Origin of the sequence: Qipengyuania sp. NPDC077563 (assembly GCF_044901345.1) — a bacterium.
Taxonomy (GTDB): domain Bacteria; phylum Pseudomonadota; class Alphaproteobacteria; order Sphingomonadales; family Sphingomonadaceae; genus Qipengyuania; species Qipengyuania aestuarii.
Genome location: NZ_JBJDPC010000003.1, coordinates 449,290 through 470,430 on the forward strand (window position 1 = coordinate 449,290; position 21,141 = coordinate 470,430).

Genomic DNA, 21,141 nt, shown 5'->3' on the forward strand with positions numbered 1-21,141 from the left:
GGCCAAGCGGGCCGCGCTTGTCCAGCCCGTCGTTCCCGCGCGCCAGTCAATGCATGTGAAAGGAAGGGGGCGGCGGGGGAAGCGTGGCCGCCACGGCGGGCAGCGGCGATGCGCGGTGATGCGCATGCTCGATAACCTCGATCAGCTTTTGGGGCATGAAGGGCTTGCGCACGATGCGATCGGGGTGAACCCCTTCGATCCGTGCAGCGATATCGTTGATGTCCCATCCGGTGACGAGAATGGTCCGCGTGGCCGGGTGACGCAACTTGATCTGGGCCACCAGCTCCAGTCCGTTCATCTGTCCCTCGAGATCGAATTCGAGAATCAGCATATCGGGCTTGTGCTGCTGCACCAGTTCGATCGCATCCCTGGCATTTCGAGCGCAGCCGACAACCTTAAACCCGGCAGACGTGAACGATTCGGCCATCATAAAGGCGAGCGCGCGGTCCGCTTCGACTATGACAATCCGTGGCACTTTACAGACCTTCATCTTCCCTACCCCCCAAACGCATCGAGGAAGCCAGCAGGCGCCATACAGAGAGTGGTCCCGCCGCTTACCCGCCAAGTTATACTTGTTGCCCGGGAGTAAACTCGCAGTTCAGCCGAAATATTCAATTACGGAAGAATACGCATTATAGTTAATCAAATATTAGGCCGCCCGAAACTGTAAGCTTCGAGCGGCTTAACGATTTAAGAAAATCGGCGTTAACTATTTTATGCGTGCAAGATCAACCCTGATCTGCGGCGGGTCGGAAAAATGATCCGACCCGAAAAGAAGATCAGGCCGCTTCGGCCTCTTCTTCTTCGTCGTCGCGCAGGACGTAACCACGGCCCCAGACGGTTTCGATGTAATTCTCACCGTTGCAGGCATGGCTCAATTTCTTGCGCAGCTTGCAAATGAAGACGTCGATGATCTTCAGTTCGGGTTCGTCCATTCCGCCGTAAAGGTGGTTGAGGAACATTTCCTTGGTCAGCGTAGTGCCCTTGCGCAGGCTGAGCAGCTCGAGCATCGCATATTCCTTGCCCGTCAGATGGACGCGGGCGCCATCGACTTCGACCGTTTTGGCGTCGAGGTTCACTGCGAGCTTGCCGGTGCGGATGATCGACTGGCTATGGCCCTTCGAGCGGCGCACCACGGCGTGGATGCGGGCGATCAGTTCTTCGCGGTGGAACGGCTTGGTGACGTAATCGTCGGCACCGAAACCGAAGCTGCGGATCTTGCTGTCCATCTCGGCCACGCCGGAGAGGATCAGGACGGGCGTCTGAACCTTGGCGACTCGCAATTTCTTGAGCACGTCATAGCCGTGCATGTCAGGAAGATTGAGGTCGAGCAGGATGATGTCGTAATCATACAGCTTGCCCAGATCGAGGCCTTCTTCGCCCAGATCAGTAGAATAGACGTTAAAGCCCTCGGTAGTCAGCATGAGCTCGATGGCTTTCGCCGTGGTCGGCTCGTCTTCGATCAGCAATACTCGCATGGGCGGCCCCCTTGCCTCTAAATCCGCTGGCTCGTTCCCGTCAGAAAAAAGCCCAAACCCTTGTTACCCAGATCGGGTATGAATGGAAAAGGTTAAAACGACGTAAAATTCGCCCACGCCAAATGCAACGGCGGCGGTTGCCTTCACAGCGCGCGGAGTTTCTTCGCCCGCCGGCGCTGGGCGGAAGAGCCGATGCCGATAGCCTCGCGATATTTGGCGACCGTGCGCCGGGCGAGATCGAATCCTTCTTCGTTCAGCAGGTCGGCCAGCTTCTGGTCGGACAGCACCTTCTTCACATCCTCGGCATCGCACAGGGCGCGGATGCGGGCCTTGATCGCTTCGCTGCTGGCGCCTTCGCCATCGGCGGCGGCGACCCCGCTGGAGAAGAAATATTTCATCTCGAAGGTGCCGCGCGGGCAGGACAGATATTTGTTGCTCGTCACCCGGCTGACGGTCGATTCGTGCATCTCGATCTTTTCCGCCACCTCGCGCAGAGTGAGCGGGCGCATGGCGGAAACGCCTTCGCGGAAGAAGCCTTCCTGCCGGGTCACGATTTCGGTGGCGGTCTTCAAAATGGTCTTCTGGCGCTGGTCCAGCGCGCGGATCAGCCAGTCCGCTTCGCCCAGCTGTTCGTTCAGCCAGGCGCGCGAGGCCTTGTCGCGCGCGCCCGCTTCCAGCTCGACGTAATAGTCGCGGTTGACCACCAGCCGGGGCAGGCTGGCTTCGTTGATGCGGATGTGCCAGCCGCCGCCATCGGCTGGTTTCACGATCACGTCGGGGACGATGGCGGTCTCGGCCTCCCCGCCGAAGCGCGAGCCGGGCTTGGGGTCATAGCTGCGCAGTTCCGCCAGCATGTCGGCGAAATCTTCCTCATCGACATCGCATAGCCGCCGCAGCCGGGCGATATCCCCGCTGCCCAGCAGATCGAGATGGTCGATCAGCCGCGCCATGCAGGGATCGTAACGATCCGCCTCGCGCGCCTGCAGGGCGAGGCATTCGGACAGGCTGCGCGCGCCCACCCCGGTAGGATCGAGCGACTGGACCAGCATGAGCGCCCGCTCCACTTCGGCCAGCGGGGCGCCCAAATCGTCGCTCAATTCGCGCAGCGAGGTATGGAGATAGCCCGCTTCATCGAGTTCGTGGATGATACGTCCGGCAATCAGCCCTTCGCGCGCGTCATGCGCCAGCGCGCCGATCTGGGAGGCAAGATGTTCAGCCAGGCTCAGATTGCTGCGCGAGCGGTTCTCCAGATCGGGCAGCTCTTCCCCGCCGCTCGCCAGCCCGCCTGCCTGCGCCCAGTCGCCGCGATCGGCGGGCGAGGAATCGGGGTCCCGCGCATAATCGGCAATGTCGAGCGCGGTCTCGCCGTCGAAATCGGGCGTCGATTCGTGTTCGCCCGGCGCGCTTTCCGGCTGGTCGTCGCCCTTTTCGTGGCGCAACTCGCCCACTTCGAGCAGCGGGTTGCTCTCCAGCGCCTCGGCGACGAAGCTTTCGATTTCGAGATTGGACAGCGCCAGCAGCTTGATCGCCTGCTGCAGCTGCGGCGTCATCACCAGCGATTGGGATTGCCTTAGGTCCAGCCTCGGGCCGAGCGCCATTGTCTATCTCCGGGCGCCGTCCGCGATCACAGGGTGAAGTTCTCGCCGAGATAGAGCCGTTTGACGTTTTCGTCCGCCACCAGCGCCTCGGGCGTTCCGGCAAACAGGACCTGGCCGCCATAGATGATGCAGGCGCGGTCGACGATTTCCAGCGTCTCGCGGACATTGTGATCGGTGATCAGCACGCCGATGCCGCGCGTTTTCAGGTCTTTCACCAGATCGCGAATGTCGCTGATCGAGAGCGGATCGATCCCGGCAAAGGGTTCGTCCAGCAGCATGATCGACGGCTTGGCGGCCAGCGCGCGGGCGATTTCGGCGCGGCGGCGTTCACCGCCCGACAGCGCCATCGCCGGGCTTTCGCGCAGGCGGGTAAGGCCGAATTCGTCGAGCAATCGGTCCAGTTCGGCCGCGCGCGTATCCCGGTCGGGTTCGACCATTTCGAGCACGCAGGCGATGTTCTGTTCCACCGTCATGCCGCGGAAAATGCTGGTTTCCTGCGGCAGATAGCCGAGCCCGAGGATCGCGCGGCGATACATCGGCAGGCGGGTCACGTCCTCGCCGTCCATCAGGATGCGGCCGGCGTCGGGCCGGACCAGCCCCATGATCGAATAGAAACAGGTCGTCTTGCCCGCGCCATTTGGGCCGAGCAGTCCGAGCACTTCGCCCTTGCCGACGCTGAGCGAGATGTCGGTCAGCACCTGCCGCTTGTCATAGCTCTTCGCGATCGAGATGACTTCCAGCCCGCCCTGCGGGATGGGCGGGGCGGCATCATGGACGTCTTCATTGTCCGGGCTGATCACGTCTTGGTCCATGGTGCTTGCCATAGCATGCGGACCGGTTTGTAAAACCCCCGACCGAAGTCTGCCCTGCAAAGCGCCGCGAATTGTCCGGCGGGCGCCAAGAACAGGCTTCTCGCGCGGCGCTTGCCTTAAGGTCACAAATTTGAAACTATGCCTTCATCAACAGTCTGGGGAGACGAGCGATGGCTAAAGCACTGGATAGGGAACACGGTGTCGCAACCGTAACGCACAGCGGTTCGCCGGACTGGTCCAAGAAAATGAGCGACAATGTCGCGCTGGCGCTCATCGTCTACACCGGCCTCCAGATCTTCGTGACCGTGGAAGCACTGAAGGACGGCGTTTCCAGCACCATCCCCTATTTCGCGCTGATCCTGCTGGTCGGGGCCATCATCCCGGCGTGTCGCTGGTTCGAAAAACGCTGGAAGGATCTGCCCGGGGACAGCGCGCATGATGCAAGCCTGCGCAGCGCCTATCGCCGCGATCAGGTGCTGCTGTGGGCGATTGCCATCGGCCTGCCCTTCGTGCTGACCGCATTCTTCAAGGCGATCTTCGCCGCCTGACCTTCCGGGCTTGCGCCGCCCGCACCGGCTCCCTAGCCGGACCCTTCACAGGGTTTGCGGAGTTGAAGGCGAGGCATGATCGATAAAGAAACCGCACTGGCGCGCTGCCAGGAACTCGTGGCACTGGCGCAGAAGACCGGTGCGGACGCAGCCGACGCCGTGGCACGGGCCAATGCTTCGGAATCCGTGTCGATGCGACTCGGCCGGCTGGAAGAGGTTGAACGCTCCGAAAGCGAGGAGATCGGCCTGCGCGTCTTCGTCGGCAAACGCTCCGCCTCGATCCATACCAGCGATTTCGCGCCCGAAGGTTTGAAGGCGCTGGCCGAACGCGCGGTGCAGATGGCGCGCCACGCGCCCGAAGACCGGCATGCTGGCCTCGCCCCTGCCGATGCGCAGTTCACCGGCGACATGCCTGATCTCGAACTCGACGATCCCGATCAGCCCGATCCGGCAGCCCTGCGCGAAGCCGCGCTCGCGACCGAGGAGGCCGCGCGCGCTGTGGCAGGCGTCACCAACAGCAATGGCGGCAGCGCGGGCGCCAGCCGCGCCGTGGTCGCGTTGGCGACATCGACCGGTTTCGCCCGCGGTTATGCCGGCAGCGGCTTTTCTCTGTCTGCCAGCGTGGTGGCGGGCGAGGGCAGTTCGATGCAGACCGATCACGCCTCGCGGGGCGCGCGTTTCCTTGCCGATCTGCCCGCGCCGGAAACTGTGGGCAGCGAAGCCGGGCGGCGCGCGGTGGAGCGGCTGAACCCGAAATCGATCCCCAGCAGCAAGCTGCCGGTAGTCTTCGAACCGCGCATCGCGGGCGGGCTTGTCGGCCATCTGCTGGGCGCGATGTCGGCCCCGGCGATTGCGCGCAAGGCCAGCTTCCTTCTGGGGCATGAGGCCGACGAACTGTTCGATCCGGCCATCCGCATCGTGGAAGATCCCCTGCGCAAACGCGGCCAGCGTTCGCGCCCCTTCGATGGCGAAGGCGTGCGCACCGGCCCGCGCGAACTGGTGCGCGGTGGCCGCGTTACCGGCTGGCTGACCAATGTGTCCTCCGCCGACCAGCTCGGCCTCGAACTGACCGGCCATGCCTCGCGCGGGGGCGGCGGATCGCCGGGCGTCAGCGCCAGCAATGTGCATATGGAACCCGGCGCGGTTTCACCCGAAGCGCTGATGGCGGATATCGAGGACGGGCTCTATGTCACCTCGCTGTTCGGGCAGGGCGTCAATACCGTCACCGGCGATTACAGCCGCGGGGCGACGGGTTTTCGGATCCGCCAGGGCCAGATCGCCGAACCGGTTGCGGAAATCACCATCGCGGGTACCCTCCTCGAAATGTACCGCGCGCTCACCCCCGCCGACGACCTCGAGATGCACCGGTCGATCAATGTGCCCACGCTGCGCGTCGACGGCATGATGGTGGCGGGCGAATGAAGCGGCTGGTTGCCGCAGCCGCTCTTGCGCTGTCGGCGATGGTTGCCGCGCCCGCGCTGGCCATCCTGCCGAGCGCGCCGGAAAGCGATCCCGCGCCCGCCGAAACGTCGGCTCCGGCGCAGGCGATCGACGATACGCAGGATGCCGGCGCCGACCAACGCATGGCCGACCGGATAGAAGGCATCTTTGCCGAACTGCCCGCCTTCCAGGCGGTGGACGTGGCGGTCAGCCAGGGCGTCGTCACCCTGTCGGGCACCGTGCCCAAGCAGGAAGACGTCGCCCGTGCCGAAGCCATCGCCAGCCGGGTGACCGGCGTGGTCACGGTGGAAAACGGGCTGGAGCGCGACGTTTCGGTGTCCGCGCAAGCTTCGGGCATTGCCAGCCTGGCGGATAAATGGGACGGGCTGATCGCGCTGTTGCCGCTGATCGGCCTGGCGTTGCTGGTGTGGGCGGGTATCTCGCTGATCGGCTATCTCATCGCCGGGCTCGGCTCGCTGTGGCACAGGATTGCGCCCAACAGTTTTCTGGCCGAACTCATCGCCAGCGCGCTGCGCTTCGTCTTCGTCGTCGGCGGACTGGTGGTCGCGCTCGATATCGTCGGGGCGAGCGCCTTGCTTGGCGCCGTGCTGGGTGGGGCGGGGGTCATCGGCCTGGCACTCGGATTTGCGCTGCGCGACACGATCGAGAATTACGTCGCCTCGCTCATGCTCAGCCTGCGCCAGCCATTCCGCGCCAACGACCATGTGCTGATCGACAATCTCGAAGGGCGGGTGATCCGCCTGACCAGCCGCGCCACGGTAATGATGACGCTCGACGGCAACCATCTGCGCGTGCCCAACAGCCAGGTGTTCAAGGCGGTCATCACCAATTTCAGCCGCAACCCGCAGCGCCGCTTCGAATTCGATCTCGGCGTGGATGCCGATGACGATGCGCGCGCCGCCCGCCAGCTGGGCCGCGAGACATTGGGCTCGCTCGATTTCATCCTGTCCGATCCGCCGCCGGAGGCGCGCATCGTCGAAGTCGGCGATTCCAATGTCGTGATCCGCTTCCTGGGCTGGGTCGACCAGAACAAGACCGACTGGTTCAAGGCGCAGAGCCGCGCCATCCCCGCGGTGAAGGAAGCGCTGGAGGACGCCGGCTTCGGCCTGCCCGAACCGATCTACCGCCTGCGCTTCGACCCGCGTTCCGCGACGCTGCCGTTCGAGAACATCGCCGAGGGCGGCGAACGCAAGGACACGAAAGCGCCCAAGCCGGTGCGGCAGGTGACCGTCACCGAGGCCGACGAAGACATCCGCCCGGTCAACGAGATCGCCGAGATGGTCGACAAGGAACGGCGCGAAACGGGCAGCGAGCAGGAAAAGGACCTGCTCGACCATTCACGCCCCGTGGAGTGACTGCGGACCGGGCCTAGTCGACCCGGTCGGCTTCCTCTTCCAGCCTGTCGGCGCGCGCATCAAGCTGGTCGGCATGCTCTTCCAGCCGCGCGCGCTCTTCGGGCGTATCGGCATCGGCGGCGCGATCTTCGGCCAGATCGGCGTGATCTTCGACTGCACCGATCTCTTCCACGATTATGTCTTCGGCATCATTGTCGGTGGCCATGGCATCGGCAGGCGTGTCGGCATCGGTATGCGCCTCGCCGCAGGCGGAAAGCGCCCCAAGCGAGATGAGACCGGCGGCAATAAGCAGTTTCTTCACGAAAATTCCTCTTGGCTCTTTTGATGGGATTGAGTCACAAGATAACATAACAACTTCTATCGCTTCTGCGGCAATTGTTCAACCGCCGACCATCCTTCCCTCAAGCCAAACGGGCAGGCCCCAAGAAAAAGGGGCGCTCGGTGGCGCCCCTCGATCCTTATTTCTGCTTCTTCGCTTCGTAGCGTTCGATGCTTTCGTGCACGATCTTCTTGGCTTCCGCCGCATCGCCCCAGGCGCCGACGCGGACCCACTTTTCCTTTTCCAGGTCTTTGTAGTGGGTGAAGAAGTGTTCGATCTGCTGGAAGATGATCGAGGGCAGATCCTTCGTTTCGGCAACGTCCGAATAATAGGGGAAGGTCGTGTCGATCGGCACGCAGACGAGCTTTTCGTCGCCGCCGTGTTCGTCTTCCAGGTTCAGCACGCCGATCGGGCGGGCACGCACGACGCAGCCCGGGATGAAGGGCGAACGCGCGATGACCAGCGCGTCGAGCGGGTCGCCATCGGGGCTCAGCGTGTGCGGGATGAAGCCGTAATTCGCCGGATAGCGCATCGGCGTGTGCAGGATACGGTCGACGAACAGCGCGCCGCTGTCCTTGTCGAATTCATACTTCACCGGTTCGCCGCCAGTGGGGACTTCGATGATGACGTTCAGGCTGTTGGGCACATCATCGCCCACGGGAATCATGTCGATACGCATTATAGCTCTCTAGCTAGATGAGAAATTCGGTCGGCCCCTCTCCCCGGAAAGACTTCGCGGGGCGCGCCCTAACCGCCGCGCGTGGTTACCGCAAGATAGTGATAACCACGCGGCGGCAGCTTTCGGGCCGGTTCCTCAGCGCGCGCGGGCTTCCAGCAGGCGGTCGAATGCGGTGGTGCCGCCGGCGGCCGGTTCGATCCAGGGATAGCGCAGGCCGCCGTCATAGCGAATCGATACCGTGTCGAAGCGCTCCCCGCGTTTCACCAGCAGGTCGATTGCATCGCCGCTGGTCTTGGCCGCCGTCACCGCTTCGGTGATCACATCCTTCGAATAGGCCGTGCCGTTGACCGCCATGATCTGCGTGCCGTTGACGATGCCCGCATTGAAGGCGGGTCCGTCCCACAGGGTGGAGGTTACCTTGCCATCGCTGTTGAGATTGATGCCCAGCGAATAGAACAGGTCGGTATATTTGCCATTGGCGATCCGGCCCGCGGCGTAGGGATTGGGTTCGTCTTTCCAGACCAGCCGGTAGCCAGCCATTTCCAGACCGCGCAGCGGGGCGGGCTGGTTGGGTTGGCGCAGACGCGTGTCGAGGAATGCGGCCCAGTCATAGGCATAGACCGAATTCAGCGTCTCCACGACTTCGTCGAAATCATAGGTCAGCACGCCCCAGTCACCGTCTTCCTTGCCGAAGAAGGCGCGGGCGAAATCGTCGAGCCCCTTCTTTCCCTTTGTGCCTTGGCGGATGATCTGATCCGCTTCGAGCCAGGTCAGCGCGCCTTCGACATAATAATCCTCGCTGCGCTGGAGCGAGCTGTAAGGCAGCGGGCGGCGCGAATTGACGATCGGATCATAGGTCGTGTCCTCGACGCTGCGCCAGGCGCGGCCGGGCTGGCCTTCTGAATAATTGGCCGCCGCATTGGCAAACATGCCGAGCACGGTTTCCTTCTTCTGGAATTCTGAGCGCGCCGCCAGCACCCAGCCCCAGAACTGCGTCTGGCCTTCGTAGACCCACAGGAGCGTATCTTGCATCGGCGTGCGGTAATCGGGGGTCCACAGTCCTTCGGGGCGGCGGAACTTGCCGTTCCAGCTATGCACCAGTTCGTGGCTGACGACATTGTGGTCCCAGTCCATCTTGTCCCAGTCGATCAGTGCGGTGGGTTCGTACTGGTTTTCCGCCGAGCGGTGATGTTCGAGCCCGATGCCGCCCATCCGGTCCGTCATGGCCAGCAGGATGTCGTAATGGTCGAACGGGCGTGCGCCGAACAGGGCGTCGGCCTCATCCACCAGCCGTTCGAAGCGGGCGAGGTTTTCTGGCGCCAGCTCCAGATATTTGGGCGCATCGGCCACCGCATCCAGCCGGACATCTTCACCCACTTCCCACTGGCGCGCATATTTGCCCGCGAAGATCGGCGAATCGACCAGCGTTTCGTAATCGACTTCGTCCCAGCTCACCATGTCGCCGCTGCGGGTCTGGCCGTCGAGCGCGGTGAAGACCTGCCAGCCTTGCGGCACCTTGACCGTGGGCAGGATTTCGATGCGCCGGGTGTAATGGCCTTCGGGATAAAGGCTCATCGCTTCCCACTGCAGGTTGAACATTTCCTGCGTCATCGAGATGCGGCCCTCGCTGCCGGTCACGGGCGAGGTGTGCCGGAAGGTGGCCACCACTTCGCTGGTGCCTTGCGGCAGGCTGACGCGGTAGCGATAGACGTCGAGCGGGTCGCGGCTCCATTTGAGCGGCTGGCCGTTCGCGGTGAAGCGGATGTCGGAGACCAGATTGGCGGCACCGCGCGCGGCATGCTTGCCGGGCAGCCATTCGGGCAGCAGCAGGTTCAGCTGATCCATCCCGGCGGGAACGGGGATCGTTTCCTTCACCGAATAGAGCGCGCGGCGCGTATCGGTCGCGTCGATTTCCAGCCTGATCGTGCCGCCCGGCCAGGCGGTGTCCTGCGGCAGCGGCGTGGCATCGTCCAGCTGCGGGGCGATGGGGGCGGAATTGGCTTCGGGCCGCGACTGGGCGCTGGCACCCGAGGCGAGGAGAAGGGCGGCGGCGAGGGCGATCGGCGTGGAGACGGTTTTCATGGGGCCACGCCATGCGGGCGCCCCCCATATATGGCAAGCGAACTCTCGACGAGCGGCTTCCCCCTCTCCACCGAACGCGCTAGACGCGCGCCCGATGAGCAAGACACCCCAAGCCATTCGCGGCACGCAGGATATTTTCGGACCCGATGCGGAAGCCTTCGCTTTCGTGGTCGAAACCTTCGAACGCGTGCGCCGCCTCTACCGCTTCCGCCGGGTCGAAATGCCCGTTTTCGAGAAGACCGAGGTGTTCGCCCGCTCGATCGGCGAGACGACCGATATCGTGTCGAAGGAAATGTATTCCTTCGAGGATCGCGGCGGCGAATCGCTGACGCTGCGGCCCGAATTCACCGCCGGTATTTCGCGCGCCTTCCTGTCCAATGGCTGGCAGCAATATGCCCCGGTCAAGCTGGCGACCCACGGCCCGCTGTTCCGTTACGAACGCCCGCAGAAGGGGCGCTATCGCCAATTTCACCAGATCGATGCCGAAATCATCGGCGCGGGCGAACCGCAGGCCGATGTCGAGCTTTTGACCATGGCCGATCAGGTGCTGAAGGAACTCGGCATTACCGGGGTTACGCTGCATCTCAACACGCTGGGCGATGGCGACAGCCGCGAAGCCTGGCGCGCCGCGCTGGTCGAGCATTTCCGCGCGGTGAAGGACGAACTGAGCGAGGATTCGCAGGAGCGGCTGGAAAAGAACCCGCTGCGCATTCTCGATTCCAAGGACCGCCGCGACCAGAAGTTCGTCGCCGACGCGCCCAAGATCGACCAGTTCCTGTCGGGCGGCGCCCGCGCCTTTTTCGATGCCGTGACCGGCGGCCTCGATGCCGCCGGGGTCAAGTGGACGCGCGCCGAAAGCCTGGTGCGCGGCCTCGATTACTATCGCCACACCGCCTTCGAATTCATTCCCGACGAGGGCAGCGAGGCCGCCGGCAAGCTCGGCAGCCAGAGCACGATCCTGGGCGGCGGCCGCTATGACGGGCTGATGGAAAGCCTGGGCGGCGCGCCCACGCCCGCAGTCGGCTGGGCCGCCGGGATCGAGCGGCTGGCGATGCTGTGCGATGGCAAGGGCACCGAACGGCTGGAAATCGCCATCGCAGCCGAAAATTCCGAGCGTGAAGGCGATGCCGCCGAGATGGTGGCCATCTTCCGGCGCCAGGGCTTCAACGCCGAACTGTTCGCCACGGGCAGCCCGCGCAAGCGCTTCGACAAGGCGCGCAAGGCCGATCCCGCCGTGCTGATTTCGTTCGACGTAAGGGATGGTCAGCACACGCAGACGCTCACCAGCGCCGACAGCGACTATGCGCGGGCGACCGAAGCGGAAGCCATCTTTGCAGGCCGCTGGAACGGCTGAGGTTCTGGAAATCGGGCGGGAGTTGGGGCCAAGCGCCATCCCGCCCTTTCCTACACGCCCCGTTCGGGGCTAATGCCCCTCCATGCCCGATAAGCGATTTCTTGATCCCGCACCCAGTCGCGGGACGCTTGCCGCCATCGGGTTTTTTACCCCTGGACCGTGCTCCAGGCGCTCCATCGTTCAGGAAACAGAGTTCTAACCTTGCAAGTCCCCGCCGAACGTCTCGACCAGATCGCCCATCGCTTCGCCGAGCTCGAGGCGCGCATGGCGTCGGGCACGCTGGAAGGCGACGCCTTCGTCCAGGCGAGCCGCGACTATGCCGAGCTGGAGCCGGTCGCCCGCGTGGCTGCCGAAGTGAAATCGGCGCGCGAGGAGATCGCCGGTCTCGAGGAAATGCTGGCCGATCCCGAAATGAAGGCCATGGCCGAAGAGGAACTGGCCGAACTGCGCGAGCGCCTGCCCGAGGCGGAACGGCAGCTGGCCATCGCCATGCTCCCGCGCGACAGCGCCGACAACAAGCCCGCCATGCTCGAAATCCGCGCCGGTACGGGCGGCGATGAAGCGGCGCTGTTCGCGGGCGATCTCTTCCGCATGTATGAACGCTATGCCGCAGAGCAGGGCTGGAAGGTGGAGCCGGTCAGCATGAATGCCAGCGAAGTCGGCGGTTTCAAGGAAATCGTCGCCAATGTCGCGGGCAATGGGGTCTTCGCCAAGCTCAAGTTCGAAAGCGGCGTGCACCGCGTGCAGCGCGTGCCCGAAACCGAGAGCGGGGGGCGCATTCACACCTCTGCCGCCACGGTGGCGGTCCTGCCCGAACCGGACGAGGTGGATGTCCAGATCGATGCGGGCGACCTCAAGATTGATACCTACCGCGCCAGCGGCGCGGGCGGGCAGCACGTCAATACGACAGACAGCGCGATCCGCATCACTCACCTGCCGACCGGTACGGTGGTGACCTGCCAGGATGCGCGCAGCCAGCACAAGAACAAGGAAAAGGCGATGCAGGTGCTGCGCACGCGCCTGTACGACGCCCAGCGCGAAGCGACGCAGGGGGCCGAGGCCGAGGCGCGGCGGGCGATGGTGGGCAGCGGCGACCGTTCCGAACGCATCCGCACCTACAACTTCCCGCAGGGCCGCGTGACCGATCACCGCATCGGGCTGACCCTGCACAAGCTGCCCGAGATCATCGCCGGGCCGGGGCTGGGCGAACTGGTCGATGCGCTGATCGCGGAGGACGAGGCCAAGCGACTCGCGGCGCTCAGTGAGTGACATGAATGTCGGCGATGCCATCCGCGCGGCGGCCGGGCGGCTCGCGGCGACGAGCGATACCGCCCGGCTCGATGCCGAATTGCTGATGGCGCATGCGCTGGGCACGGGCCGCTCGGAAATGCTGCTGCGCTCGATGCGCGATCCTGCGCCTGCGAGCTACGGCGATCTGGTCGATCGGCGCGCGGCGAACGAACCGGTGGCGCATATCCTCGGCTATCAGGAGTTCTTCGGCCGCGAGTTTCGCGTCACTCCCGATACGCTGATCCCGCGCGGCGACAGCGAGATGCTGGTGGAGGCCGCGCTGGAGCTGAAGCCGGCGGCGCAGCGCGTGCTCGACCTCGGCACAGGCACCGGGGCGCTGTTGCTGAGCGTGGTCGCCGAGACCGGGGCCAGCGGGATCGGGACTGACTTCTCGCCCGCCGCGCTCGGCGTGGCGCATGACAATGCCGACCTGCTGGGCCTTGAGGACCGCGTGCGGTTCCATCTGCTCGACTGGCGCGAGGAAGGCTGGGCGGCGACTTTGGGCGCGTTCGACATCGTGCTGTGCAATCCGCCCTATGTGGAAGACGGCGCCGCGCTCGATCCGGATGTGCGCGACCACGAGCCGGCCACTGCCCTGTTCGCCGGGCCGGAGGGGCTGGACGATTATCGCCTGCTGCTGCCTTGCCTGCGCGGCCTGCTGGCGCCAGAAGGGATCGCGATCCTCGAAATCGGGCATGAGCAGGCCGAGGCGGTTGGCGCCCTGGCCGCCGAAAACGGCTTTTCATCCGAGCTGCGGCGGGACCTTGCAAATCGCCCTCGTGCACTCATTCTGAGATAGGGGGTTGGCAAAGCCGATTCGACCCTCTAACTCTGGCCACAGGCCAGTGGTGCGCGAGAGTGTTCGACCCACCGGTCCAAAGCTCCGACATGGCAGTTCCGGTGCGCGGCTTTCAGCTGTTGCATACCATGCACAGACAGGGGCACGCATGCTGCGTGAGGGCGCTGCATGAACGATGGATTACGCGGCCAGAGGCGGACCGAGGGTTCGCGCCGCGCCATAAAAGGACGAGTATTCCTTGAACAACAACCGTAATAACAACCGTCGCCGCGGTCGTAGCAACAACAATCGCAATCAGGGCGGCGGCAATTCGGCCAACCGGATCGACAGCCGGGCACGCGGCAATGCGCCGCAGTTGCTCGACAAGTACAAGAAGCTTGCCCAGGACGCCCAGCATAATGGCGACCGCGTCCAGGCCGAGTACTATCTCCAGTTCGCCGACCATTATTTCCGCGTGATCGCCGACAACAAGGCGCGCCAGGAAGAAGCCAAGGCCAAGCGCGACGACGATCGCGGCTCGAACCAGTCCGATGATGACGATTCGGACGATGATGGTGACGATCGCCGCAAGAACCGCCGCCCACGCGCCCGCCAGGGTGACGATCAGGGCCGAGACCAGGCACAGAAGGAAACCCGGGCCCGCAGGCCGCGCCGTTCGTCGAACGACGACGATGGCAGCGATTACGAGCCGGAGGAAAACCCCTTCACCCGCAAGAGCGACGAGGAAGAAGCGCCCAAGAAGCGCCGTGCTCCTCGCAAGCCCAAAGTGGCCAGTGAAGGTGCTCCCGGCAATGAAGGCGAAATCGACGTGGCTGCCCTCCCGCCCGCAATCGGCGCTGACGAGGAAAAGCCTGCGCCGCGCCGCCGCCGTCGCAAGACCGAGGAAAGCGAGGACGTGAGCGCGGTCGGCTGATCGCGCTCGCTCATCCTGCTTTCGCTTGCCATCGCCGCGCCCTGACGTAACAGGCGTGGCGATGGAGAGAATCCCCGCTTTCGCCCTGCGGCACCCGCGTTGGTGCGCCCTGTTACTCGGTCTGCTTTCGGCGACCGGCTTCCAGCCCCTGCATATCTGGCTGCTGGGCCTTGCCGCCATGGCCGCCTTCGTCTGGCTGACCTATCGCCAGGAAAGCGGGAAAAGCGCCTTCCTGACCGGCTGGCTGTTCGGCGTGGCGCATTTCACGCTCACCAACAACTGGATCGCCACGGCCTTCACCTACCAGGCCGAAATGCCCGCCATATTGGGCTGGGCGGCCGTTCCGCTCCTTTCACTCTATCTCGCCGTCTGGCCGGCGCTCGCCAGCCTCGGCGCATGGCTTGTGGCGCGCGGGCGCGGGCTTCTGCCCTTCGCGCTGGCGCTGGGCGGCCTGTGGATCGGTGCCGAATGGTTCCGCAGCTGGGTCTTCACCGGCTATGCCTGGGGCCCGTTCTCGATGATGCTGCTGGGCAGCTGGGACCGCCCCGGCCTCGCGGTGGTTCTGCCATGGATCGGCAGCTATGCCCTGTCCGGGCTGACGGTCGCCCTGTGCGGCATCTTCGCCTGGACGATCGCCGCGCGGCGCTGGATCGTCGCTGGCGGTCTGGTGATCGCTGTGGTGGCCGCCATGGTCCTGCCGGGCCCGCCGCCGACGCAAGGCACCCTGCCGCTGACACTGGTTCAGCCCAATCTCCAGCAGGAAGAGCTCGACGATCCCAGCAAATATGCAGAGCAATTTCTCCGCATCGCTTCTTTGAGCGTGCCGCAGCGTGCGGTTTCGCGGCGGCTTGTGCTGTGGCCTGAAAGCGGCGTGCCCGATTACCTCCGGCCCGGTTATCCGCAGCGCTACTACAACCAGATGACCGCTGGCGGCGATCCCGCCTTCGCGCGCTACCAGATCGGCCAGACGCTGGGAGAGGGCGCGCTTCTGCTTACCGGCGCTGTCGATCTGAGGATCGAGGACGTGGATGGCCGCGCGCGGGCGACGGGCGCTTACAATGCCATCACCCCGATCGATGCCGAAGGCAATCTAGGCCAGCGTTACGCCAAGGCACATCTGGTGCCTTACGGGGAATATCTCCCGATGCGCGCGCTGCTCGAACCGCTCGGCATGAGGCGCCTTGTCGCAGGCTCAATCGATTTCATACCAGGTCCGGGGCCGCAGACGTTCGACTTCGGACCTCATGGCAAGGCTGGAATGCAGATCTGCTACGAAATCGTCTTTTCCGGCGAAGTGGTCGAGCGTGGCAACCGGCCCGATTACATCTTCAACCCGTCGAACGATGGCTGGTTCGGCGACTGGGGCCCGCCGCAGCATCTGGCGCAGGCGCGCATGCGGGCGATCGAGGAAGGCCTGCCCGTCCTCCGCTCGACGACGACCGGGATCAGCGCCGTGATCGATGCCAGCGGGATCGTGCGGCACCATATCGGCCGCAATGTAGCCGACCGGATCGACACCTTCGTGCCTCCGGCAGACGAGCCAACGCTGTTCTACGGCATGGATCACTGGCTCACGCTGATCTGGAGCGTGCTGCTTCTCATCGGATCGCTGGTTGCAGTCAGGCGCATCCGTCGCTAGCAGGGAAAGCAACACTTAAAGCTATCTTTATATCTTTCATCGGGGTTCGGAATGCGCACCAATTATCTCTTCACTTCTGAAAGCGTGTCAGAAGGGCATCCGGACAAGGTCTCGGATCAGATTTCGGATGCGATCGTCGATCTGATGCTCGCCAAGGATCCCGAATCGCGCGTCGCCTGCGAAACCATGACGACCACGCAGCGGATCATCCTCTCGGGCGAAATCCGCTGTGCTCCCATGTACGACAAGAATAACGAGGAGTGGTCCTACAACGGTGGTTGGGCGCCCGGCGCGAAGGACGAGATCGAGGCAGCGGTACGCCGCACCGTCCGCGAGATCGGTTACGAGCAGGATGGCTTCCACTGGAAGACGCTGACCTTCGAAAATCACCTCCACGGCCAGTCCGCCGAAATCGCGCAGGGTGTCGATTCAAGCGGCAACAAGGACGAAGGGGCCGGGGACCAGGGCATCATGTTCGGTTTCGCCTGCGACGAGACCCCCGATCTCATGCCGGCCACGCTGGATTATTCGCACAAGATTCTCGAACGGCTTGCAGCAGATCGCAAGAGCGGCGCTGCTCCCTTCCTCGAACCCGACGCCAAGAGCCAGCTTTCGCTGCGTTATGAGAATGGCAAGCCGGTGGCCTGCACAGCGATCGTAGTTTCGACTCAGCACGCCAAGGGCTATCACGAGGGTGAGAAGGAAGCCGAACTCAAGTCCTATGTGAAGAAGGTCGTGGCGGAAATCCTGCCCGAAGGCTGGGTTTCGGACGAAACCGAATGGCACATCAATCCGACCGGTGCTTTCGAGATCGGCGGTCCCGATGGCGATGCGGGCCTTACGGGCCGCAAGATCATCGTCGACACCTATGGCGGGGCGGCCCCGCACGGTGGCGGCGCCTTCAGTGGCAAAGACCCGACCAAGGTCGACCGCTCCGCTGCTTATATCACACGCTATCTGGCGAAGAACATCGTCGCGGCCGGTCTGGCGCGTCGCTGCACGATCCAGCTTTCCTATGCCATCGGTGTGTCGAAGCCGCTGTCGATCTATGTCGACACGCACGGTACCAGCGCCGACGGCGTGACCGATGAAGCGCTGGAGACTGCAATCCGTGGTATCGAAAAGCTCGGCGGCCTGACCCCGCGCGGCATCCGCATTCATCTCGGCCTCAACAAGCCCATCTACCGCAAAAGTGCGGCCTATGGACATTTCGGCAGGCAGGCGGATGGCGATTGCTTCCCGTGGGAGCGCACCGATCTGGTCGACGATCTGAAAGCCGCGCTGGGCTGACGCACAACGGGCTAACGCACAGCAAATCGAATGCGAAAGGGCGGCTCACCGGGCCGCCCTTTTTCTTTACCGGTCGTCCTGACCCTTGCTGGGTGAGGTCTTTTCGAGCGCGAGGTCGGCGTCTGAAAAAACAAAGGGGCTGCGCACCGATGGCAGACCGCCGATCTCTATCTCCATGCCGCGCGCTTTGACCTGAGGGTCGGCGAAAACTTCATCTAATTCATTGATCGGCCCGGCGGGGATGGCCGCCTCTGCGCAGGCCGCCAGCAGATCTTTACGTGACCACTGCGCGGTAGCTTCGGCAATCAGGGCATCAACTTCCCCGCGGCGGGCGATCCGGCCTTCGTTGGTGGCATAGCGCGCGTCGGTCAGAAGGTCCTCGCGGCCGAGCAAGGTCAGCAATCGCCGAAAAAGCGCATCGTTCGCAGGCGCGAGCACGACCTGCCCGTCGGACGTGGGAAAAACGCCATAGGCACTGACCTGCGCATGTGCATTGCCCATGCGCGGCGGATTCTGGCCGGTGGAAAGGTAGCTCATGGCCTGATTGGCCAGCAGGGCGACCGAACTGTCGAGCAGGCTCATGTCGATCCATTGCCCCTTACCGGTGCGATGGCGCATGAGGAGCGCCGCCTGCACGGCATTGGCCGCCCAGAGCCCGCAGGAAAGATCGCTCACCGACACGCCCATTTTCATGGGATCGCCTTCCGGTTCGCCGGTAAGCGCCATGAAGCCGCTCATGCCCTGCACCACAAAGTCATAGCCGGGTTCATCCCTCCGCGGACCATCCTGTCCGAACCCGGTGATGGAGCAGTAGACGAGGGAAGGGTTCGCCTTCGACAGCGTCCCGTAATCGAGCCCGAATTTCGTGAGGCCGCCGGGCTTGAAATTCTCAAGCACGACATCGGCCTCGCCCGCCAGCCTGGCCACCCGGGCGAGATCTTCCTCTTCGCGAAAGTCGGCGGTGATCCCGCGCTTTCCGCGATTGCAGGAGTGATAATAGGCACTGGTTGTTTCGCCGCCATGCTCGACCCAGGGAGGTCCCCAGATCCGGGTATTGTCGCCTTCGGGGCTCTCCACCTTGATCACGTCCGCGCCGAGATCGGCGAGGATCTGTCCGGCCCAGGGCCCGGCGAGAACGCGGGCGAGTTCGAGCACCTTCAACCCTGCAAGCGGGCTGTTCTCGTTACGCGGATGGTCGAGCCACGTGGCCATTGCAGCGTCAGCCGAGCGCGACCTCGTATTTCGCGGTCGTGCTGGCGGCGATATCCTCTTCGCTCACACCGGGAGCAAGTTCGACCAGCTGGAAAGCGCTGTCATGATCGGGCCGGCGGAAGACGCCGAGGTTGGTAATGATCATATCGACCACGTTCTGGCCGGTAAGCGGCAGGGTGCAGCTAGGGATGAACTTCGCGCTGCCATCCTTGGCCGTGTGATCCATGACGACGATGATTTTCTTCACCCCCGCGACCAGATCCATGGCGCCGCCCATGCCCTTGATCATCTTGCCGGGAATCATCCAATTGGCGATATCGCCGTTCTCGGCCACTTCCATCGCGCCCAATACGGTGAGGTCGATATGGCCGCCGCGGATCATGGCAAAGCTCTGGGCGCTGTCGAAATAGGCGCTGTGCGGCAGTTCGCTGATGGTCTGCTTGCCAGCATTGATGAGATCGGCGTCTTCTTCCCCTTCGTAAGGAAACGGGCCGATCCCAAGCATGCCGTTCTCGCTCTGCAGCGTGACGTGCATGCCTTCGGGAATGTGGTTCGCGACCAGCGTCGGGATGCCGATGCCGAGATTGACGTAATAGCCGTCCTCAAGCTCGCGCGCGGCGCGTGCGGCCATCTGGTTGCGGTCCCAGCCGGTGCGGGTGGCGGTATCGGTCATGTCAGTTGCCTTCGTTCATGATTGCGGGCGCTCCGGAAGGTGCCGTCTCGGGTGTCCAGCGCGTGCCTTCGGGGAAGACCTCGTCGACCGTGCCCTTGAGCGAATCGCCGTAAACGGGGTTGGGAAGAACGAACCAGCCATTGCCCCAGAGCTGCGCCAGGTCGCCGCGCGCCGCCAGTTCGCGCCGCTCGGAAGCGGGAAGCGCGTCATCGTTGAACACATCGGCGAAATCGCCGAGATTGTCCCCGGCCATCGCGATGACGCAGTAACGCTCGGAGATGATGGCCCGGCGGGCATCCTTGCCCCCGCTTTTCGTCCCGTCGTCGCCGCGCAGGAATAACGTCTCGCCATGGACTGCATCGCCGAGGCCGGCCGCCGCGATTGCGCGGACTGCGCCTTCGGCACTGTACTGGCGGTTGGTGTTGAAAACGGGCGTGACGCCTGCTTCGCGCAACCGGCGAAGTCCAGTAACAGCGCCGGGGACGGGCTTGACGTAGCTTGACCCGCTTTCTTCCCAGCGCTTCCACGTTTCGCCCGAATAGCTGGCGCCGGTTGCGGCGGACCAATATTCGTAACCCATATTGAGCAAGACGGTCTCATCGACGTCGAACACCACGGCGAGCGGCTTCGCACGATCGCCGGTCATGCAGCTCGCCGGTTCCGCGATGGTCCCATCGAGGCCCATCGCGACCGAAAAGGGCACGCTGCGCTGGCGGGACCGGGCGACAGCATAATCGGCGAGCGACCTCCAAGCCTGGATCGACGCACCGGCCGCTTCACCCGAGCCATAGAGCCATTGCATCGTGTCCGGGGCGTCGGCGACTGCCGAAGGCGTGGGCGGTGTGGTCGCACACGCAGACAGCGCAAGAGCCGCGGCGGACGCAAGAGCGGCGCGTATCATGCGCTTTCCCGCTCGCGCGTGGTCACGAACTCTATCTTCTTCTCGTATGGCGCGCCGACGACCATGCGTTGGACGTAAACGCCCGGCAAGTGGATGCAGTCCGGATCAAGGCTGCCTGCAGGGACGATCTCTTCCACCTCGACCACGCAAACCTTCCCGCAGGTAGCGGCGGGCTGGTTGAAGTTGCGGGCTGTCTTGCGGAACACTAGGTTGCCGGTCTCGTCCGCTTTCCATGCCTTGACGATGGCAAGGTCGGCGAAAATGCCGTGCTCCAGGATATAGTCCTGACCGCCGAAATTCTTCACTTCCTTGCCCTCGGCCACCTGGGTGCCGACGCCGGTCTTGGTGTAGAAACCGGGGATGCCTGCCCCGCCGGCGCGCATGCGTTCGGCGAGCGTCCCCTGAGGGCAAAATTCGACTTCGAGCTCGCCCGAAAGGAACTGGCGCTCGAACTCCTTGTTTTCGCCGACATAGGAAGAAATCATCTTTTTCACCTGCTGTGTCCGCAGCAGCATGCCGATGCCTTCATTGTCGATCCCGGCGTTGTTGCTGGCGAAAGTCAGCCCTTTGACCCCGCTTTCCCTGATCGCTTCCAGCAGCCGCTGGGGAATGCCGCACAGGCCGAAGCCTCCGCTGGCAATCAACATGTCATCGGTAAGAAGCCCATCGAGGGCGGAAGCGGCGTCGGGAAAAAGCTTGTTCATCGAACCTCCGTTACGGCTTCGCTGCTAGCGAGAT

General features: G+C 63.9%; 20 protein-coding genes. 9 read left to right on the plus strand and 11 right to left on the minus strand.

What is annotated here, in order from left to right:
- Positions 1–46: 46 nt before the first annotated feature.
- From ACI2I1_RS13365 to lptB, 4 genes are all read right to left on the minus strand, one after another.
- Complete coding sequence (locus tag ACI2I1_RS13365) at positions 47–490, minus strand: response regulator (RefSeq protein WP_404679489.1); 444 nt, start codon at positions 488–490, stop codon at positions 47–49.
- Positions 491–779: 289 nt separating this feature from the next.
- Positions 780–1,478, minus strand: a complete 699-nt coding sequence (ctrA, locus tag ACI2I1_RS13370) for a response regulator transcription factor CtrA (protein WP_404679490.1) — start codon at positions 1,476–1,478, stop codon at positions 780–782.
- A 143-nt stretch (positions 1,479–1,621) separates the two neighbouring features.
- Positions 1,622–3,076, minus strand: coding sequence for an RNA polymerase factor sigma-54 (gene rpoN / locus ACI2I1_RS13375; protein WP_404679491.1), 1,455 nt, complete (start codon positions 3,074–3,076; stop codon positions 1,622–1,624).
- A 26-nt stretch (positions 3,077–3,102) separates the two neighbouring features.
- Complete coding sequence (gene lptB / locus ACI2I1_RS13380; RefSeq protein WP_404679492.1) at positions 3,103–3,900, minus strand: LPS export ABC transporter ATP-binding protein; 798 nt, start codon at positions 3,898–3,900, stop codon at positions 3,103–3,105.
- A gap of 158 nt (positions 3,901–4,058) precedes the next feature.
- Between lptB and ACI2I1_RS13385 the strand changes: the two genes are divergently transcribed.
- The 3 genes from ACI2I1_RS13385 (at position 4,059) to ACI2I1_RS13395 (ending at position 7,252) form a co-directional block, all read left to right on the plus strand.
- A complete protein-coding gene (locus ACI2I1_RS13385) occupies positions 4,059–4,436 on the plus strand; it encodes a hypothetical protein (protein ID WP_404679493.1) in 378 nt (125 codons plus the stop codon).
- A 75-nt stretch (positions 4,437–4,511) separates the two neighbouring features.
- A complete protein-coding gene (locus tag ACI2I1_RS13390; protein WP_404679494.1) occupies positions 4,512–5,858 on the plus strand; it encodes a TldD/PmbA family protein in 1,347 nt (448 codons plus the stop codon).
- The gene (locus ACI2I1_RS13395; RefSeq protein WP_404679495.1) at positions 5,855–7,252 is read left to right on the plus strand and encodes a mechanosensitive ion channel domain-containing protein; all 1,398 of its coding nucleotides are present in this window, start codon (positions 5,855–5,857) and stop codon (positions 7,250–7,252) included. Before ACI2I1_RS13390 ends, ACI2I1_RS13395 begins: the two co-directional genes overlap by 4 nt.
- A gap of 13 nt (positions 7,253–7,265) precedes the next feature.
- Here the strand turns inward: ACI2I1_RS13395 and ACI2I1_RS13400 are convergent, their stop codons facing one another.
- The 3 genes from ACI2I1_RS13400 to ACI2I1_RS13410 form a co-directional block, all read right to left on the minus strand.
- Positions 7,266–7,553, minus strand: a complete 288-nt coding sequence (locus ACI2I1_RS13400; RefSeq protein ID WP_404679496.1) for a hypothetical protein — start codon at positions 7,551–7,553, stop codon at positions 7,266–7,268.
- A 157-nt stretch (positions 7,554–7,710) separates the two neighbouring features.
- Positions 7,711–8,250, minus strand: coding sequence for an inorganic diphosphatase (ppa, locus tag ACI2I1_RS13405; RefSeq protein ID WP_404679497.1), 540 nt, complete (start codon positions 8,248–8,250; stop codon positions 7,711–7,713).
- Between the two features lie 135 nt (positions 8,251–8,385).
- On the minus strand, positions 8,386–10,332 hold the full coding sequence (locus ACI2I1_RS13410; RefSeq protein WP_404679498.1) for a M61 family metallopeptidase: 1,947 nt from the start codon (positions 10,330–10,332) through the stop codon (positions 8,386–8,388).
- A gap of 94 nt (positions 10,333–10,426) precedes the next feature.
- On the opposite strand from ACI2I1_RS13410, the gene hisS reads away from it, so the two are divergent.
- From hisS to metK, 6 genes are all read left to right on the plus strand, one after another.
- Positions 10,427–11,686 carry a histidine--tRNA ligase gene (hisS, locus tag ACI2I1_RS13415; RefSeq protein ID WP_404679499.1) on the plus strand — a complete coding sequence of 420 codons (1,260 nt, stop codon included), beginning with the start codon at positions 10,427–10,429 and terminating at the stop codon, positions 11,684–11,686.
- Between the two features lie 201 nt (positions 11,687–11,887).
- Positions 11,888–12,955 carry a peptide chain release factor 1 gene (gene prfA, locus ACI2I1_RS13420; RefSeq protein WP_224812963.1) on the plus strand — a complete coding sequence of 356 codons (1,068 nt, stop codon included), beginning with the start codon at positions 11,888–11,890 and terminating at the stop codon, positions 12,953–12,955.
- 1 nt (position 12,956) lies between these two features.
- The gene (prmC, locus tag ACI2I1_RS13425; protein ID WP_404679666.1) at positions 12,957–13,775 is read left to right on the plus strand and encodes a peptide chain release factor N(5)-glutamine methyltransferase; all 819 of its coding nucleotides are present in this window, start codon (positions 12,957–12,959) and stop codon (positions 13,773–13,775) included.
- 238 nt (positions 13,776–14,013) lie between these two features.
- Positions 14,014–14,688: a DUF4167 domain-containing protein gene (locus ACI2I1_RS13430; RefSeq protein ID WP_221543594.1), complete on the plus strand. Its 675-nt coding sequence runs from the start codon at positions 14,014–14,016 to the stop codon at positions 14,686–14,688.
- Between the two features lie 61 nt (positions 14,689–14,749).
- The gene (lnt, locus tag ACI2I1_RS13435) at positions 14,750–16,327 is read left to right on the plus strand and encodes an apolipoprotein N-acyltransferase (RefSeq protein ID WP_404679500.1); all 1,578 of its coding nucleotides are present in this window, start codon (positions 14,750–14,752) and stop codon (positions 16,325–16,327) included.
- A gap of 51 nt (positions 16,328–16,378) precedes the next feature.
- On the plus strand, positions 16,379–17,617 hold the full coding sequence (gene metK, locus ACI2I1_RS13440; protein ID WP_404679501.1) for a methionine adenosyltransferase: 1,239 nt from the start codon (positions 16,379–16,381) through the stop codon (positions 17,615–17,617).
- A gap of 66 nt (positions 17,618–17,683) precedes the next feature.
- On the opposite strand, the gene ACI2I1_RS13445 is transcribed toward metK, so the two are convergent.
- Genes ACI2I1_RS13445 through ACI2I1_RS13460 form a run of 4 tightly spaced genes read right to left on the minus strand, consistent with a single transcriptional unit; the run spans position 17,684 to position 21,107 of the window.
- On the minus strand, positions 17,684–18,829 hold the full coding sequence (locus ACI2I1_RS13445; RefSeq protein ID WP_404679502.1) for a CaiB/BaiF CoA transferase family protein: 1,146 nt from the start codon (positions 18,827–18,829) through the stop codon (positions 17,684–17,686).
- Positions 18,830–18,836: 7 nt separating this feature from the next.
- Positions 18,837–19,502 carry a CoA transferase subunit B gene (locus ACI2I1_RS13450; RefSeq protein ID WP_224812967.1) on the minus strand — a complete coding sequence of 222 codons (666 nt, stop codon included), beginning with the start codon at positions 19,500–19,502 and terminating at the stop codon, positions 18,837–18,839.
- Between the two features lies 1 nt (position 19,503).
- Positions 19,504–20,403 carry a 5'-nucleotidase, lipoprotein e(P4) family gene (locus tag ACI2I1_RS13455; protein WP_404679503.1) on the minus strand — a complete coding sequence of 300 codons (900 nt, stop codon included), beginning with the start codon at positions 20,401–20,403 and terminating at the stop codon, positions 19,504–19,506.
- Complete coding sequence (locus tag ACI2I1_RS13460) at positions 20,400–21,107, minus strand: CoA transferase subunit A (RefSeq protein ID WP_404679504.1); 708 nt, start codon at positions 21,105–21,107, stop codon at positions 20,400–20,402. Before ACI2I1_RS13460 ends, ACI2I1_RS13455 begins: the two co-directional genes overlap by 4 nt.
- Positions 21,108–21,141: the final 34 nt, after the last annotated feature.

Excerpts from the sequence above, each read along its gene's own strand:
- ACI2I1_RS13365 (WP_404679489.1), bottom strand. The coding sequence starts at position 490 with ATGAAGGTCTGTAAAGTGCCACGGATTGTCATAGTCGAAGCGGACCGC.
- ctrA (WP_404679490.1), bottom strand. The coding sequence starts at position 1,478 with ATGCGAGTATTGCTGATCGAAGACGAGCCGACCACGGCGAAAGCCATC.
- rpoN (WP_404679491.1), bottom strand. The coding sequence starts at position 3,076 with ATGGCGCTCGGCCCGAGGCTGGACCTAAGGCAATCCCAATCGCTGGTG.
- lptB (WP_404679492.1), bottom strand. The coding sequence starts at position 3,900 with ATGGCAAGCACCATGGACCAAGACGTGATCAGCCCGGACAATGAAGAC.
- ACI2I1_RS13385 (WP_404679493.1), top strand. The coding sequence starts at position 4,059 with ATGGCTAAAGCACTGGATAGGGAACACGGTGTCGCAACCGTAACGCAC.
- ACI2I1_RS13390 (WP_404679494.1), top strand. The coding sequence starts at position 4,512 with ATGATCGATAAAGAAACCGCACTGGCGCGCTGCCAGGAACTCGTGGCA.
- ACI2I1_RS13395 (WP_404679495.1), top strand. The coding sequence starts at position 5,855 with ATGAAGCGGCTGGTTGCCGCAGCCGCTCTTGCGCTGTCGGCGATGGTT.
- ppa (WP_404679497.1), bottom strand. The coding sequence starts at position 8,250 with ATGCGTATCGACATGATTCCCGTGGGCGATGATGTGCCCAACAGCCTG.
- ACI2I1_RS13410 (WP_404679498.1), bottom strand. The coding sequence starts at position 10,332 with ATGAAAACCGTCTCCACGCCGATCGCCCTCGCCGCCGCCCTTCTCCTC.
- hisS (WP_404679499.1), top strand. The coding sequence starts at position 10,427 with ATGAGCAAGACACCCCAAGCCATTCGCGGCACGCAGGATATTTTCGGA.
- prmC (WP_404679666.1), top strand. The coding sequence starts at position 12,957 with ATGAATGTCGGCGATGCCATCCGCGCGGCGGCCGGGCGGCTCGCGGCG.
- lnt (WP_404679500.1), top strand. The coding sequence starts at position 14,750 with ATGGAGAGAATCCCCGCTTTCGCCCTGCGGCACCCGCGTTGGTGCGCC.
- metK (WP_404679501.1), top strand. The coding sequence starts at position 16,379 with ATGCGCACCAATTATCTCTTCACTTCTGAAAGCGTGTCAGAAGGGCAT.
- ACI2I1_RS13445 (WP_404679502.1), bottom strand. The coding sequence starts at position 18,829 with ATGGCCACGTGGCTCGACCATCCGCGTAACGAGAACAGCCCGCTTGCA.
- ACI2I1_RS13450 (WP_224812967.1), bottom strand. The coding sequence starts at position 19,502 with ATGACCGATACCGCCACCCGCACCGGCTGGGACCGCAACCAGATGGCC.
- ACI2I1_RS13455 (WP_404679503.1), bottom strand. The coding sequence starts at position 20,403 with ATGATACGCGCCGCTCTTGCGTCCGCCGCGGCTCTTGCGCTGTCTGCG.
- ACI2I1_RS13460 (WP_404679504.1), bottom strand. The coding sequence starts at position 21,107 with ATGAACAAGCTTTTTCCCGACGCCGCTTCCGCCCTCGATGGGCTTCTT.